The organism is Comamonas serinivorans (genome assembly GCF_002158865.1).
Lineage (GTDB): Bacteria > Pseudomonadota > Gammaproteobacteria > Burkholderiales > Burkholderiaceae_C > Comamonas_E > Comamonas_E serinivorans.
In genome coordinates this window covers 632,152-647,439 of record NZ_CP021455.1, presented here as the reverse complement: position 1 = coordinate 647,439, position 15,288 = coordinate 632,152, and the positions used below count along the sequence as shown (strand labels likewise).

Here is a 15,288-nt window from a genome sequence, read left to right as displayed (position 1 = left end):
CCCCCGATCAACCTGGCCCGCCGTGGGGATCCGCCGCGGCCCGAGGCATCCCACTCGCTGGGGGTCGAGTTCCGCCGTGGCTTTTTTGGGGCTGCACATGGCGATCGTGCACGAGCGTGCTCGGCGCCCTCGTTCCTGCACGGTTCAAGGCTTGGGCGCCGCAGCCGAGCCTCGCCGAGGACGAGATCCTGCGGGGCACTCATTGGGCCTGGGCAAGGACTCAAGGGCTCGGCCTTCGGCGATGCGTTCAGCCCCATCTGGCCGTGATCGCCCACATCCGCCAGCTGCTGGACTGGACTCCCACCCGGGGCGTGCCGGTGTTCTACGCCGCGCAACACGGCAACCAGGACCTCGGTGCCGGGGCTTGCGAGGGTGAGGGCTGGCCACCCCCATCCCCTCGCAGGGCAGGTCCCTCACGGTGCGCGACACGCGCATCGAAGGCTGGCCACGCGTGAAACCCGGCGCGCCGCATGCCCCTGCGGGCGACCGGCTGTTCATGGACGCATGTGTGCATGCCGAGGCTGGCAGCTTGTGAGATGCGACTGCAGCCTGCAGCCTGCGGGCTGCGGCTGCGGCTGCGGCTGCGGCTGCGGCTGCGGCTGCGGGTAGCATGCCCGCTTTGCGATCACGCCCTGCCCGCTTGTTCATGACCCACCTGGTTTCGCCCGCGCCGCTCTGGCGCCACCGCCAACCGGCCGCCGTGCGGCCAGCCCATCGTCCGGCCACGCCATGAGCGCCGCGGAAACCGGCACCGTTCGATCCTGGAACGATGCGCGCGGCTTTGGCTTTGTCCGGCCCGACCGCGGTGGCGAGGACGTGTTCCTGCACATCGGCGCCCTGCCACCCGGCAGCCCACGCCCTCAGGTGGGGGACCGCCTGCGCTACACGCGCACGCTGTCGCGCGACCGCAAGCCGCGCGCCAGCTGTGCCGAGCTGTTGCCGGGGGCGGCCAACGGGTCGACCACGGCCCCCCGAACCCGCGCCGGGTCGTCCAGGCCGCCACGCTCGGGCACGCCGCGCAGCGCGGGCGCAGACCCGGCCCGCGCGGCCGCTCGTCCGGCGGGTGCGGGTCCGGCGGCGGGCGCCGGCCGGGCGCAGGCGTCTCTTTGGCACACCCACCGCGCCGTGCTGATCGGCTTCGCGGTCGTCTACCTGGCGAGCAGCCTGCTCTGGGCCGTGCCCCTCTGGGTGGCGGGCTTCTACCTGGGAATGAGCGCCGTGGCCTACGGGGTGTACGCCGCCGACAAGCGCGCGGCCCAGACCGGCGCCTGGCGCGTGGCCGAAAAACACCTGCTGTGGCTGGGCCTGGCAGGCGGCTGGCCCGGGGCCATCGTGGCGCAGCAGCGCCTGCGCCACAAATCGAGCAAGGCCGAGTTCCGGACCCTGTTCTGGGTCACGGTGGTGCTGAACGTCGCCGGGTTCCTGGTCGCCGTCAGCCCCTGGGGCCGGGCAGCGCTGAACCTGCTCTGATCCACCCGCTGCGGCGCCCTGACCCCACAAAGGCCGTTTCGCCAAGCCCTGCCGCAAGCGCGGCGGGCTGCGACGCTGCGCCCGCATCCAGCCAGCCGATGTGGCAATCGCGCTCGGCAGGTCAGGCCAGCGCGCGCTGGTGGCGCGCTTCGTTGCGCTGGCGGCGCGTGGCATCCAGGCCGCGGCGTGGCGCCTGCGGAGGCTGTCTGGCTGTGGATCATCAGCCGCAAAGATTTATCCAGTATGGCGCAATGGCCGATGACAATGAATCGGCCGCTTCACCATACTGCATTGCATCAAAAGATGCGACAAGCGTGGCCAGACTTGGCTGGCCTGCGCCCAGGGGGCCGCTGCAACGGGCAGCGAAGTAGGGGCCAAGCACCGCCCAAGGGACGCATACCGGTGCAGCCGTACCCCATCGCGCACCGCGAACGCCCCGCCTGTCGCCCACTGCCGTGACGCCGCGGCGCCGGCGGCTTAGAGTGCGGGCCGTTTCACCCCTTCCTCCCGCACCATGCTCGACACCGCCGGTTTCAACCACCACGTGGGCCCTTTGCACGAGAGCGCGCCCGGCCAGATCCAGCTCACGCTGGCCCCGCAGCACCTGAACGTCTCGGGCCGCATGCACGGCGCCATGATGATGATCGTGCTGACCGCCGCCGCCGAAGGCAAGGCCAAGGCCGAGCTGCCCAGCCGTGGCCCGGACCAGACCGTTCAGCTGGTGTGCGCAGACTTCGGCTTTGTGCGCTCGGCGCAGCCCGGCTCGCACGTCATCGCCCAGGCTCAGATGGCGCGGGCCACGCGCACCCTGATGTTCCTCAACGCCCAGGTGCTGGCCGATGGCGACACCCTGTGCACGGCCACCTTGACCTTCGCCATCGTGCCGCGCCAGAGCGCGGTGCTGGCGTGGCCGGCCACGCCACAGGCCTACCCCTCGCCCGACGTGGCCTTGCGCAAACCCAGCAACCTGCTGGGCGAGGCGATCGGCCCCATCTACCAACACGAGCGCGCCGCGGGCCGCATGCGCACGCAGTTCGAGGTGACGGCCAGACGCTGCCGGCCCGACGCGGCTGAACTCGACGATGGCATGACGCTGTACGTGGCCGACTCGCTGGGCAGCCGCACGGCCAACACCAGCAGCGGCCAGCTGTGCGTCACGGTGAACCTGCAGATGCGGCGCTTTGCCAGCGCGCCGGCCGGCGCCTGGGTCGACCTGGAGACGCAGACCCGCCACGTGCAGGGCGACCTGGTGTTCGTCGACGGCCAGTTCAGCGTCGCCGGCCAGCCGCTGGCCGACTTCAGCGGCATCTGGAAAGGCATGGGCGCGCGCAAGGGCTGAGCCGCCCAGGCGGCTGTGCGGCTGCGGCGGTCTCGGCGGTTGCAGACCGGCAACTCACAGCCCGCCACGGCACATGGGCCAGGCCATCGGCCCTGCATGGCAGGCAGGCATGCCGCATGAAAAATATGGGCAGTATCAGGCGAACGCCGTTTTCAAACGAACGGCTGCAACCCGATACCACCCATCCAAATGAAATGCCGCCACGGCGCGGCTCAAATGCTGCGCCTCAGGCTGACTGGCAAGACCCGTCCTGGCGCGGGTCCGCGGCGGCCAACCCGCCGCGGGACCTGACGGAACGCGTCCGCCCTGGCCTCAGGCCATCACCGGGCGATTCACCATGCCGGCCAGGCGTGCATGGATGAGCTGTTCGCTCTCGCGCACGATGCGCTCGATCAGCTCCTGGCAGCTGGGGATGTCGTGGATCAGGCCGGCCACCATGCCGCAGGACCAGGCGCCTGCATCCACGTCGCCGTCTTTCATCACGCGCGGGTACATGCCGGCCACTTCCGGCGCAATGTCGGCAAAGCTGATGTTGGCGCCCAGCTCTTTTTCCTTGGCCAGCAGGCGCTCCACGCCGGGGTTGTTCAGCACGCGCTCGGTGTTGCGCAGCGGACGCATCACCAGGCGGGTGTCCAGCTCGCTCGCCTTCAGGATGGCTTGCTTGACGTTCTCGTGCACGGGGGCTTCCTTCGTCGCCAGGAAGCGCGTGCCCATGTTCATGCCCTCGGCGCCCAGCGCCATGGCGGCGACGAGCGACCGGGCGTCGGCCATGCCGCCCGAAGCCACGAACGGGATCTTCAGCTCTTCGGCCGCGCGCGGCAGCAGGATGAAGTTGGGCACGTCGTCCTCGCCCGGGTGGCCGCCGCACTCAAAGCCGTCGACGCTGATGGCGTCGCAGCCGATGGCCTCGGCCTTGAGCGCATGGCGCACCGAGGTGCACTTGTGGATGACCTTGATGCCGTTTTCCTTGAACAAGGGCATCCACTTCTGCGGGTTGTTGCCTGCGGTCTCCACGGCCTTGATGCCGCCGTCGATGATGGCCTGGATGTAGCCGGGGTAGTCGGGCGGCTTGACCGAAGGCAGGAAGGTGACGTTCACGCCAAAGGGCTTGTCGGTCATTTCGCGGCAGCGGCGGATCTCGGCCGCCAGCGCCTCGGGCGAAGGCTGCGTCAGCGCCGTCAAAAAGCCCAGGCCGCCGGCATTGGCCACGGCGGCCGTCAGCTCGGCCAAGCCGACGAAGTGCATGCCGCCTTGGATGATGGGGTATTCAACGCCAAACAGTTCGGTGATGCGCGTGCGCATGAAGTCTCCTGACACGTGAGGAATGGGGGGCTGACAACAAGGCGCAGCGCGCCTGGAGGTGCATTGTGGGGAGCAAGTCGAGGGCGAACCAGTCATGCGCGTGTCAGCGCCCGCATGACGGACTGCACAGCGGATCGGGACGGGCACCTGCGCGGGGGACAGCCCCCAGGCCGCGCCCCGTCACGCCAGGGCCAGCGACTTGAGCGCCACGCTTTCGTCCACCAGCTGCGCGGCATCGACGCGCGCGGCCTGGGCAACCAGCCGCTTGGCCAGCACGAAGTCACCGGGCCGGTTGACGGCGTCGGCGGCGATGAGCACGCCGGCCCGCAGGTAGAAAGCGATGAACTGGCGGCGGGCCAGGTCGCCACGGATCACGCAGGCATCGTGCCCCTGCGACAGGCCCACCATCTGCAGCTTGAGGTCGAACTGGTCCGACCAGAACCACGGCGCCGCGCGCGCCGGCATGGGTTTGCCGGCCAGGGCAGCCGCCACGGTGCGCGCCTGCTCCAGCGCGTTGGGCACCGACTCCAGCCGCAGCGTTCGGCCATACAGCGCGCTGTGCTGGGCCGTGCAGTCGCCGGCCGCCCAGACGTGCGGCGCAGAGCTGCGCCCCGCTTCGTCGACCACGATGCCACCATCCACCGCCAGGCCGGCGGCCTGCGCCAGCTCCACGTTGGGCAGCATGCCGATGCCCACGACCACCACGTCGGCCGGCACCGCGCGGCCATCGGCGCCCACGATGGCGGTGATGGCGGCCGTGCGGACGTCGCCGCCATCCGGCGCGCGTTCAACCCGCGCCACGCCAAAGCCGGTCAGCACGGCCACACCGGCTTCGCGGTGCACGGCCTCGTAAAAGTGCGCCACGCGCTCGCTGGTCACGCGGGCCAGCACGTGCGGCATGGCCTCGAGCACCGTGACCTGGGCGCCCAGCTTGCTGGCCGAAGCCGCCAGCTCCAACCCCACATAGCCGCCGCCCACGATGACCAGGCGCACGCCAGCCCGCAGCTGCGCGCGCATGCCGTCGGCATCGGCCAGGGTGCGCAGGTGGTGCAGGTTGGGCGGCGCATCGTCTGCCGCCAGCCCCGGCACGACGAGGCGGCGCGGCCGCCCCCCCGTGCACAGCGCGAGTTCGGCGTAGGCCAGTTCGCGGCCGTCGGCCAGGGTCACGCAGCGGCGCGCCGTGTCCAGCGCCTGCACGCGGGCGCCGGGTTCGAACTGCACGCGGGCCGCCTCGTAGGCGGCCTGGGCGCGCAGCAGCAGCGATTCGCGGCTGGCCTCGCCATGCAGGTAAGCCTTGGACAGCGGCGGCCGGTGGTAGGGCAGCTCGGCCTCGTCGCCCAACAGGCGGATGGGGCCGGCCCAGCCCGCCTGACGCGCGGCCAGCGCCAGCTCGGCACCGGCATGGCCCGCGCCCACCACCAGCAATGTGTCCTGGTCCTGCATGGTTTGCCTTATTTCCTCAATCCTTGACAGTATGAGCCCATATCCGATTACTTTGAATCGGAAACAGGCTCATACCCCATCACACCGGAATGCGCACCTGCATCTCGGAGTAGCCGCGCACAAAGGTGGAGCGCACGCGCTTGGGCGGCGCCAGCACCTCGATGACGGGGAAGCGCTTGTGGATCTCCTCCCAGAGGATGCGCAGCTGCATCTCGGCCAGGCGGTTGCCCACACAGCGGTGGATGCCGAAACCGAACGAGAGGTGCTGACGCGCCTGCGGGCGGTCGATCAGGAACTGCTCGGGGTTGGCGATGGCCGAGTCGTCGCGGTTGCCCGACAGGTACCACATGACCACCTTGTCGCCCTTCTTGATGGTCTTGCCGTTCAGCTCCGTGTCCTGCGTGGCGGTGCGGCGCATGTGGGCCAGCGGCGTCTGCCAGCGGATGATCTCCGACACCATGTTGGGGATCAGTTCGGGCTTGTCGCGGAATTTTTGCCACTCGCCGGGGTTCTGGCTCATGGCGAGCAGGCCGCCTGTCATGGAGTTGCGCGTGGTGTCGTTGCCGCCCACGATGAGCAGCACCAGGTTGCCCATGTACTCGGCCGGCCCCATGTTGCGCGTGGCCGGGTTGTGCGCCAGCATCGACACCAGGTCGTGGCCGGGCTCGGCGTTCACGCGCTCGTTCCACAGCCGGGTGAAGTAAGCCAGCATCTTGTGCAGCTCGGCCAGGCGCTCTTCCGGCGTGGGGGCGTCGGGGTCGACCAGCTTGCTGGACGTGGCCACGTTGGACCAGTGCGTCAGCAGGCGCCGGTCTTCCAGCGGAAAGTCGAACAGCGTGGCCAGCATCAGCGTGGTCAGCTCGATGGACACCTTGTCCACCCAGTCAAAGGCCTCGCCGCGCGGCAGGCTCTCCAGCACCTTGATCGTGCGCTCGCGGATCAGCGCCTCCATGTTGGCCAGGTTGCTGGGGGCCACGATGCCCGTGACCGCCTTGCGCTGCACGTCGTGCTTGGGCGGGTCCATGGCGATGAACATCTGCAGCCGGGCTTCCTCCATCTTCTCGTCCGTGATGGTGATGCCGCCCAGCGACCAGTCCGACGAGAACACCTGGTGGTTGGTGTCCACGCTCATGATGTCCTGGTAGCGCGTGATGGACCAGTACGGCCCATGCAGCGGGTGAACAGCCATGTGCACGGGGTCTTCGCGGCGCAGGCGCTCGAAGTAGTGGCCCACGGTGTCGTCTTCGAAGTAGTCCACGTTGCACGGGTCCACGTCGGCCAGGGGCATGGCATACGCCCGCTCGCGCGCCGCGGCCTGTACGGCTTGGTTGATGGTCATCGCTGTCTCCTGAAATGTTGTTACCGAGTATGGTCAAACTGCCGTTCATGTTTGAACGCCTGCACTGCCATACCCCAGTGCAGCAAAACTCCGTCAGTGCTGGCCTTCGGGCGTGTGCACCTGCATGCCGTCAAGCGCTGCCGTCAGCTTGATCTGGCAGGACAGCCGTGAATTGGCGCGGCGCTCGTTCGCCAGCTCCAGCATCTGGTCCTCGTGCGCCTCCATGGCCGGCAGCTGCTCCAGCCACGGCGAATCGATGTAGACGTGGCAGGTCGCGCAGGCGCATTGGCCGCCGCAATCGGCGTCGATGCCGGTCACGCCGTTGCGCACGGCGGCCTGCATGAGCACGTCGTTCTCTGGCGCATCGATGCTCTGGGTCTGGCCGGTGAAGCTGGTGAAGTGGATGGTGGGCATGGTGTTGTGCTGACTTTCGTGGGTGGGGAAATCGGGACCGGCGGGGCGGCTTCAGCGCCTGGGCGCCGGCGCGGCGGCCGGCGCTGGGGCGGCGGCCGGCGGCTTGGCGGCCAGGCAGCTGGCCACCACGTGGCTGAGCCAATGCGGCAGATCGGGGTGGTTCAGCGGCATGAAGGCGTTCTCGTGCGTGGCCGCATTGACCAGGTGGCCCGCGATGATCTGCAGGCCGATGCGCAGCTGCCGCGCCGCGACCGCCTTGTCGCGGTGGCGGGTCTTTTGCAGGATCAGGCCGATGTAGTGCGTGTTGAGCCAGGCCCCGATGGCGCCGATGGGCTGCCAGTCGTCGCTGCCGTGCATGCTGTAGCTCAGCGCCGCACGGATCAGTCCGGCGTGCGTGTGGATCACGCCGATGTGGTGCTCCACACACAGGCGGATGGTCTGCGCCAGGCTCAGCCCGCGGATGCGTTCGGGCGTGAGCGCCTGCTCGGCCTCGGCCCGCACGGTGTCGATCACGCGGTCGAGCAGGAATTCGAAATAGGCCTCTTTGTTCTTGAAGCGCTGGTAGAACGCGCCCACCGAGCAGCCCGACTCGGCCGCGATCTGGGCAATGGACACGGCATCGAACCCGCCCGCGGCCAGCAGCCGCGTGCCCGTCTGCAGCAGGCGTTCGCGCGCCTGCTCGGACCGCAGCTGCTTGGACGGCAACACGCGCGCGGCGTCACCGGCAGTGGAATCGGGCGAAGGCAGCCCAGGCGTCAGGACATCGGTCACGGCAAAACATGAATATGAATTCATGTTCATATTAGGAAGCCCCGCACCCCGCCGTCAACGCGGGCCAACCCGAATGTGCCGGGCTTCAAGGGAAAACACCGAGACGCGGAGCACGCGTCGGGCTGGTTGGCGGGGCCGCCCGAATGCAGGGACCGACGCGCCCAGACGCACGGGGCAGATCGAGGCCACGAGCGGCCCTGCAGCCCCAACCGGCCCCCAGTACCTGCGGGTTGCCCGATCGCCGGTTCAAGCCGGCCTCGTTCCGCATGCCACATGGCAGAGGCTCCATCGGGCTGGCGACCGTCGGTCCTGCCACAGCGGTCGGCACCCGTCGCCCGAGCCTCAGTCCGGCTCCTCAGAGGGCTGCCGCTAAAATTCGCCGGTTCCTCCCCTCGAGCGCAGCATGAACACCAACGTCCCTGCATTTCCCTCGTCCTACGACGGCATGAGCCTGGCGCAGCTGGAGTCCCTGCGTGAGGAGATGGATGCCGCCATCAAGCAGGTGGAGCGCGATGAACGTCAGGCCGCGCTGCAGCAGATCCAGTCGCTGATCGAGCAGTTCGGCTTCCTGCCGTTCGAGGTGTTCCCGCGCAAGCCGCTCGAACTCAAGCACAAGCTGCCCGCCAAGTACTACGACCCCGACACGGGCCAGAGCTGGAGCGGCCGCGGCAAGCCCCCGCGCTGGATGCAGGGCAAGGACCCGCGGCAGTTCCTGATCCAGAAAGAAGGCATCCTGGCGGCCATGGAAAACGCCGGCTTGCTCTCGGAATCCGTGACCGACACACCGACTGGCGACGACTGACGGCACCTGGGCGCTCTGGTTGATCGCGGCCATGCCGGCTGTGCGCTGCTCCGGCACAGCAAGGTGATCGCTGGCCCGTGGTCAGCGTGACTCGCGGCCTTCATCACCGCGCCTGCACGGCTTGGCCCACGCGACAGGACCTCACGCGACCGCCAGCCGCTGCCGCACGCATGGCCCATGAGCCCCGGGCCGTCACGCGGCAGTGACTCACCGCGAAGGCCGATCGTCACGGGTCATGCAAATAAAAGGCAGTATGAGCCTCTTCCCGTTTTAAAGACAACGGGCACAGCAGCCTACCTTCTCCATCGTCCTGTTGAAGGCATCAGATCGCGTTGACCTCAGCCTGCCGGCATGAACGTGTCGGGCGGCACCCAGCCCACGCGCCGTGCGGGCCGCCAGCCTTCAGCCCCCCACAGGGCGGCGGAAGCGCCCGGCCGCACGCCGCACCACCTCGGACAGCAGCGCGCACTCGGCCTGCGTCTCGCGCAGCCAGCGCGCGTCGTTCTGGCCCGCGTTGGCGCTCTGGCGCAGCTGCTCGTGGAAGGCCTCGGCCTGCGCGCGGACCATGTAGGGGGCGATGGTGCGCAAGGTTGCCAGCAGGTGCTCGCGCAGCGGCATGTGCTCGCTGGTCTGGGGGTCGACGTACATCGCCTCCAGCCCGAAGCGGCACGCCTGGAAGCGGTTGAAGGTGTAGACGAGGTAGTCGTCTTCCTGCGGCATGAAGGGCTGGGTGTCCAGAAACCAGGCGCCCAGCCCCTGCACGAAACCGGCCAGCGCGGCCGCGCGTTCGACGGTCAGCGGCGTGTCGAAGACCCGGATCTCGACCGTGCCGAACTCGGGCTTGGGCCGGATGTCCCAGTAGAAGTCCTTCATGCCCTTGACCACGCCGGTGGCCGTCATCTTGTTGAAGTAGGCCTCGAAGTCGTCCCAGGTCAGCACGAACGGCGCACGGCCCGACAGCGGGAACGCAAAGACGGAGTTCAAGCGGGCCGAATCGAAGGCCGTGTCCTGACCTTGCACATACGGACTCGACGCGGACAAGGCGATGCAGTGCGGGATGTAGCGCGACAGCCGGTGCAGCATCAGCAGCGCCGCGTCGGCATCGGGGCAGCCGATGTGCACGTGCTGGCCGAAGATGGTGAACTGCTTGGTCAGGTAGCCGTACAAGGCCGTCAGCTCGCGAAACCGGGGCTTGTCGTAGATGCGCTGCTGGTGCCACATCTGGAATGGGTGCGTGCCGCCCCCCACCACGGTGATGTTGAGCTTGTCGGCCGCGCGCACCAGGGCGTCGCGGATGGTGGCGAGCTGCGTCAGCGCGTCCTGCGCGTCGGTGCACACGCCCGTGGCCACCTCGATCATGCTGCTCGTCATCTCGGGCACCACACTGCCGGGCAGCGCCTCGCGCTGCACCAGCTGCAGCATGTCTTCGGCATAGGGCGCCAGGTCGAAGTTGTGCGTGTTGACGAGCTGCAGCTCGAGCTCGACGCCCAGCGTCAGCGGTTTGGAGTTGTGGAAGGTTTCAAGCATCGTGGCGGCCCTCCATCGCCGGGGTGTTGGCCACCTGCACGGTTTCACGCGCGGCGCGCAGGGCAAAGGCCGCGCACACCGCCCCCAGCACTTCGCACACCAGGATCAAGGGCAGCGCAATGGCGCTCATGCGTGCCGCTTGCGGGTGCTGGCTGGCGAACTGGGTCGTGAGCAGCAGCGCCGTGGCGGACATCGGCATCAAGGCCAGACCCAGCCAGACGCACTTGACCGGCCCCATGCCGCTGCGCCAGCTGCCCGCGACGACGCCCAGCACCTTGCACAGCACCCGCACCAGCACCAGGCTGAACACGATCAGCAGGATGGGCACGCTCCAAGCCATCTGGGCGGCCGTGGTCGCCACCAGCACGAACATCAGCATCACCAACAGCCCCGAGACGCCCTCGAAGTGCCGCTGCCAAACCATGGGCCGCACGGGCGCATAGCGCAGCATGGCGCCGGCCATCAAGGCCACCAACGGCGCCGAGCCATGCAGCTGGTCGGCCACCGTCACGCTGGCCGCCAGGATGGCAACGATGAACACAGCAGCACTCTCGCTGCCATGGCGCATGGTGCGCCACGCCAGGTGAATGACCGCCGCCAGCACCACCGCCAGCAGCAAGGAGGTCCCCAGCAGGCGCAGGGGCGGCCACACCGCCGCCCAGCCGGCCAGGTCGGGCGCCGATTGCGCCGCCATGGCCCCGCCCAGCACCAGGGCGTACAGGTTGTTCAAGCTGGCCAGCACCAGCGCGCGGTCGGTCACCGGGCCGGCGGCGCGCAGCTCGTGCACCAGCCGCAGCAGGGTGGCCGGCGAGGCCGCCAGCGCCACCATGGCCACCATGCGCGCGACCGAAGCCGGCTCGCCCCACCAGCGCAGCAACAGAAAGGTCAGGGCAAAGGTGAGCACCGCTTCGAGCAGGCTTTGCACCAGCACCATGGGGTTGTGCAGGAACCAGCGGATCGGCAGCCGCGTGCCGGCCTCGAACAGCACCACGGTCATGCCAAGCTGCAGCAGGAACAGGCCGACGCCGTGCATGGGCCAGGTCGCGCCCGAGAACCCCAGCCAACCCGCCAGCCCCCCGACCAGCGTGTAGCCCACCATGCGCGGCAGACCCAGGCCGCGATACACCGCATGCCCCGCCAGCGCCACCACGGCCAGCAGCAGGGCCCATTCCAGGGTCGGCAATCCGGTTGAAGGCTGAAGCCAGTCAGTCCACCACGGCGTCATGCTGAGTGAATCCTTTCGTGTTGCGGTTGGACTCACTTGAACACAAGTCGGTGACACGCGGTGTCAGCCGGATTCCATGCACCCACGCCCCGCAGTCCCATGTTGGCGTCGTCTCAACGCAGGAAGACGCGGTTCATGAACACCTCGATCGGGGCGCGCACCAGCGCCTCGACACGCGGCGGCAAATCCAGCGGGCGCAACAGCATCTTCAAGGTGGTCCCGGCGTTCATGTGGCGGCTGACCACGCGGCGCAGCCGGCTGCTCACCGCGTTCAGGTACGCCTTGTCCTCGGCCTGCGCCGGGTTGCGCCAGCGCGCGATGTGCCGCACCGCGCAATCCGCGTCCTCGCTGCGCAGCTCCCAGGTGCGGCGAGCCAGCGTGCCGAACACGCGCCAGCGGCTCAGCCGCTCCCGTTCGCGGTAGGCGCGAAAGTAGCGGTAGAAGTGCTTGTAGTGGCTCACCTCGTCGTTCGCGATGCGGTGGGCCAGGTCCACGAACACTGGCTCTCTGGCCTCTTTGGCCAGTGCCCAGTAGTAGGTCGCGGTGCCCATCTCCACCACGCAGCGGGCCGACATCTCCAGCCCCCGCGTGGCGGCCAGCAGCTCGACCTTGCAGTAGCCCGCGTACTCCCGCAAAAAGCTCGCGTACGCGGCGTCCCAGTCGAACTCGGGCCAGACGTGGTTCACATAGGCGCGCAACGCACGGCCATGCTGCAGTTCTTCGGGCTCCCACTGCTCGTCCAGCCAGCGCGTGACGTCCGCGTCGCCGTCGTAGTACTGCACCAGGTTGCGCGTGTACAGGTCCGAGCCGCTTTCGATGAACGAGGCCGAGCAGGCCAGGTAGAACAGGGTGTCGTCATCGCGGATGGCGGCGTGGTCGATGGCCTCCAGGTGCAGATCGTCGATTGTCCAATGCCCATCGCGCATGGATGCTCCTCAGCCTAGGAGGCCCCACGATACGCGATTGCCCCGGTCCAGGCATCTCCTTGTGTAACGCCCAGGGGATGGGCCCGGCCCTGTCCCGCCCCAACACGGCCGCGTGCAGGTTGGCGCCTCACTGGCCGTTGCCCGACGAGCACTCACCATCCACGAGTATGGTGCCATTGCCGTTGATCAGGAAACGGCAACCAGCAGATACCCCAAACAAATCTTTCCAGTCGCGCACGCACCAGCCAGAGTACTGCGCAGCGGAAATGCCGCCTTTCAGGCACGGGATGCCGGGGGGCCGCGCCGCCGCCGGCTTCAGGCCGCCTGCGCCTGGGTGTAGGCGGCGAACTCGTCGAGCTTGGCCTTGGCGGCCCCGCTGTCCAGCGCCGCATAGGCGCGGGCCAGGCCTTCGGCGATCGAGCCCACCACGTTGGCGGCATACAGCGCCGCCCCCGCGTTCAGGCAGACGATGTCGCGCGCCGCGCCCTGCTCCTCGCCCGTCAGCACGGCCTGCACGATGCGCCGCGATTGCTCGGGATCGTTCACGCGGAAGGCGCGCGTGCCGACCATGGCGATGCCGAAGTCCTCGGGGTGGATCTCGTACTCGCGCACCTGGCCATCCTTGAGCTCGCCCACCAGCGTCGACGCGCCCAGGCTGATCTCGTCCAGGCCATCGCGGCCATAGACCACCAGGGCGTGCTCGGCACCCAGGCGCTGCAGCGCCCGGACCTGGATGCCCACCAGGTCTTCGTGGAACACCCCCATCAGGATGTTGGGCGCGCCGGCCGGGTTGGTCAGCGGCCCCAGGATGTTGAAGATGGTGCGCACGCCCAGCTCCTTGCGCAGCGGGGCCACGTTCTTCATGGCGGGGTGGTGGTTGGGGGCGAACATGAAGCCGATGCCGACCTCGGCAATGCTGCGGGCGATCTGGTCCGGCGTCAGGTTGATGTTCACGCCCAGCGCCTCCATCGCATCGGCGCTGCCGGACTTGCTGGACACCCCGCGCCCGCCGTGCTTGCTGACCTTGCCCCCCGCCGCGGCGATGACGAAGGTGGCACAGGTCGAGATGTTGAAGGTGCTGGCCCCGTCGCCGCCAGTGCCCACGATGTCGACGAGGTGGCGGCGGTCGGCCACGTCCACGCGCAATGAGAAGTCGCGCATCACCTCGGCCGCAGCCGAAATCTCGCCGATGGTTTCCTTCTTGACGCGCAAGCCCGTGATGATGGCGGCGGCCATCGCGGGCGACAGCTCGCCCTGCATGATCTGGCGCATCAACGACAGCATCTCGTCGTGGAAGATCTCTCGGTGTTCGATGGTGCGCTGCAGCGCTTCGTGTGCGGTGATGGTCATGTCGTGCTTTCAGTGGGATGGGCCACCGGGGCCAGGCCCAGTGCGGCATCGTGTTGTTGGAGTTCGGCCAGCAAGGCCGGATGGGTGGGGGCGTTGCCCACGGGCGCCAGGCGTTTCACCGGTGGCGCGTGCGGCGCATCCACGTCGGCCAGTCGCACCACCGCCACATAAACGCCATTGCGGCGGCACTGGTCCGCCCAAAACGGCGCGGCCCGAATGCCTCGCGCCAGTTGCGCCACACGCGGGTCATGGGTGGGCATGGGGGCTTGCGTGGCCACCACGCGCAGCGACCACTTGGTGTCGTACAACTGCAGCGACCACTCGGGGTGCCGGGCGCCCCACGCGCGCACGCGCGCTTCGGCATCGCGCACCGCCATGCCCCCCTCCACATAGGCATCGTGCAGGGCCTTTTGCCACCGGGTCATGACCAGGGTGGCAACCACCAGCACCGAAAACCAAATGCCCCAAAACGTCGGGGTCCAGGTGGACGTGCCCCCGTTGTTGTAAGCCGCGCCAGGTTGCGCAGCGATCAGCAGCACCACCGCCACCGCAGCCATCACGCCATAAAAACGCCGCTGCTGCACCGGCCCCACATCCGACAACGCCGCATCGGCCATCATCAGTTGCGCCGAGCGCATGACCTGCATGCCGTTGGGCAAGGTTTGCACGGCAGATGGCATGGCGTTTGCCGCGGGTGCGCCGGCGGCACCCGGTTCAAGGGCGCTTGGGGTCAGGGCCTCTGCGCCACTCATGCCTGATCGAGAAAATTCTTGAGCATCGCGTGGCCATGCTCGGTCAGGATGCTCTCCGGGTGGAACTGCACGCCCTCGATGGCCAGCGTCTTGTGGCGCACACCCTGGATCTCGCCGTCCTCGCTGGTCGCGGTGACGATGAGCTCGTGCGGCAAGGTCTTGCGGTCGATCACCAGCGAGTGGTAGCGGTTGACGGTGAACTGCCGGGGCAGGCCGGCGAACACGCCCTGCTCGTCGGTGGTGATGAGGCTGGTCTTGCCATGCATCTGCGTCTGCGCCCGGACGATGTCGCCGCCCAGCGCGGCCCCGATGGCCTGGTGGCCCAGGCACACGCCCAGGATGGGCAGCTTGCCGGCAAAGTGCCGGATCGCGGCCACGGACACGCCGGCCTCTTTGGGCGAGCAGGGGCCGGGCGAAATGCACAGGCGATCAAACCCGCCGGCCTGAAAGCGCGCGTCCAGCTCGTCGAGCGTGACCTCGTCGTTGCGCAGCGTGAGCACCTCGGCCTCCAGCTCGCCAAAGTACTGCACCAGGTTGAAGGTGAACGAATCGTAATTGTCGATCATGAGGAGTTTCATGTCAGACCTCTCAATCTATAAACGGAAGCTCAGCCATACTGGCTGCAATC

Annotated in this window: 14 protein-coding genes; 3 read left to right on the top strand and 11 right to left on the bottom strand. The window is 68.5% G+C overall.

The window, feature by feature from the left end:
• The first annotated feature begins 729 nt into the window (after window positions 1–729).
• Window positions 730–1,470: a DUF1294 domain-containing protein gene (locus tag CCO03_RS02740; protein ID WP_087276948.1), complete on the top strand. Its 741-nt coding sequence runs from the start codon at window positions 730–732 to the stop codon at window positions 1,468–1,470.
• A gap of 514 nt (window positions 1,471–1,984) precedes the next feature.
• Window positions 1,985–2,809 carry a hotdog domain-containing protein gene (locus tag CCO03_RS02735; protein WP_087276945.1) on the top strand — a complete coding sequence of 275 codons (825 nt, stop codon included), beginning with the start codon at window positions 1,985–1,987 and terminating at the stop codon, window positions 2,807–2,809.
• Between the two features lie 312 nt (window positions 2,810–3,121).
• On the opposite strand, the gene CCO03_RS02730 is transcribed toward CCO03_RS02735, so the two are convergent.
• The 5 genes from CCO03_RS02730 to CCO03_RS02710 form a co-directional block, all read right to left on the bottom strand.
• Window positions 3,122–4,111: an NAD(P)H-dependent flavin oxidoreductase gene (locus CCO03_RS02730; RefSeq protein WP_087276942.1), complete on the bottom strand. Its 990-nt coding sequence runs from the start codon at window positions 4,109–4,111 to the stop codon at window positions 3,122–3,124.
• A 180-nt stretch (window positions 4,112–4,291) separates the two neighbouring features.
• Window positions 4,292–5,554 carry an NAD(P)/FAD-dependent oxidoreductase gene (locus CCO03_RS02725; protein ID WP_087276939.1) on the bottom strand — a complete coding sequence of 421 codons (1,263 nt, stop codon included), beginning with the start codon at window positions 5,552–5,554 and terminating at the stop codon, window positions 4,292–4,294.
• Between the two features lie 79 nt (window positions 5,555–5,633).
• Complete coding sequence (locus CCO03_RS02720; protein WP_087276936.1) at window positions 5,634–6,893, bottom strand: cytochrome P450; 1,260 nt, start codon at window positions 6,891–6,893, stop codon at window positions 5,634–5,636.
• A gap of 93 nt (window positions 6,894–6,986) precedes the next feature.
• The gene (locus tag CCO03_RS02715) at window positions 6,987–7,307 is read right to left on the bottom strand and encodes a 2Fe-2S iron-sulfur cluster-binding protein (protein ID WP_087276933.1); all 321 of its coding nucleotides are present in this window, start codon (window positions 7,305–7,307) and stop codon (window positions 6,987–6,989) included.
• Window positions 7,308–7,358: 51 nt separating this feature from the next.
• Entirely contained in the window at window positions 7,359–8,078 is a 720-nt protein-coding gene (locus tag CCO03_RS02710; RefSeq protein WP_157667460.1) for a TetR/AcrR family transcriptional regulator, read from the bottom strand.
• Between the two features lie 403 nt (window positions 8,079–8,481).
• Between CCO03_RS02710 and CCO03_RS02705 the strand changes: the two genes are divergently transcribed.
• Window positions 8,482–8,880 carry an H-NS histone family protein gene (locus tag CCO03_RS02705; protein WP_157667459.1) on the top strand — a complete coding sequence of 133 codons (399 nt, stop codon included), beginning with the start codon at window positions 8,482–8,484 and terminating at the stop codon, window positions 8,878–8,880.
• A gap of 402 nt (window positions 8,881–9,282) precedes the next feature.
• Here CCO03_RS02705 and CCO03_RS02700 read toward each other — a convergent pair whose 3' ends face one another.
• The 6 genes from CCO03_RS02700 to CCO03_RS02675 all read right to left on the bottom strand — a co-directional run bounded on the left by CCO03_RS02700 (window position 9,283) and on the right by CCO03_RS02675 (window position 15,238).
• Window positions 9,283–10,407, bottom strand: a complete 1,125-nt coding sequence (locus CCO03_RS02700) for a YbdK family carboxylate-amine ligase (protein WP_087276927.1) — start codon at window positions 10,405–10,407, stop codon at window positions 9,283–9,285.
• Complete coding sequence (locus CCO03_RS02695) at window positions 10,400–11,590, bottom strand: cation:proton antiporter (protein WP_236904005.1); 1,191 nt, start codon at window positions 11,588–11,590, stop codon at window positions 10,400–10,402. Before CCO03_RS02695 ends, CCO03_RS02700 begins: the two co-directional genes overlap by 8 nt.
• Window positions 11,591–11,745: 155 nt before the next feature.
• Complete coding sequence (locus CCO03_RS02690) at window positions 11,746–12,558, bottom strand: ferritin-like domain-containing protein (protein WP_087276921.1); 813 nt, start codon at window positions 12,556–12,558, stop codon at window positions 11,746–11,748.
• Between the two features lie 315 nt (window positions 12,559–12,873).
• Window positions 12,874–13,908, bottom strand: a complete 1,035-nt coding sequence (trpD, locus tag CCO03_RS02685; protein ID WP_087276918.1) for an anthranilate phosphoribosyltransferase — start codon at window positions 13,906–13,908, stop codon at window positions 12,874–12,876.
• Window positions 13,905–14,588 carry a hypothetical protein gene (locus CCO03_RS02680; RefSeq protein ID WP_087276915.1) on the bottom strand — a complete coding sequence of 228 codons (684 nt, stop codon included), beginning with the start codon at window positions 14,586–14,588 and terminating at the stop codon, window positions 13,905–13,907. Before CCO03_RS02680 ends, trpD begins: the two co-directional genes overlap by 4 nt.
• A 68-nt stretch (window positions 14,589–14,656) precedes the next feature.
• Window positions 14,657–15,238 carry an anthranilate synthase component II gene (locus CCO03_RS02675; RefSeq protein ID WP_087276912.1) on the bottom strand — a complete coding sequence of 194 codons (582 nt, stop codon included), beginning with the start codon at window positions 15,236–15,238 and terminating at the stop codon, window positions 14,657–14,659.
• Window positions 15,239–15,288 lie beyond the last annotated feature (50 nt).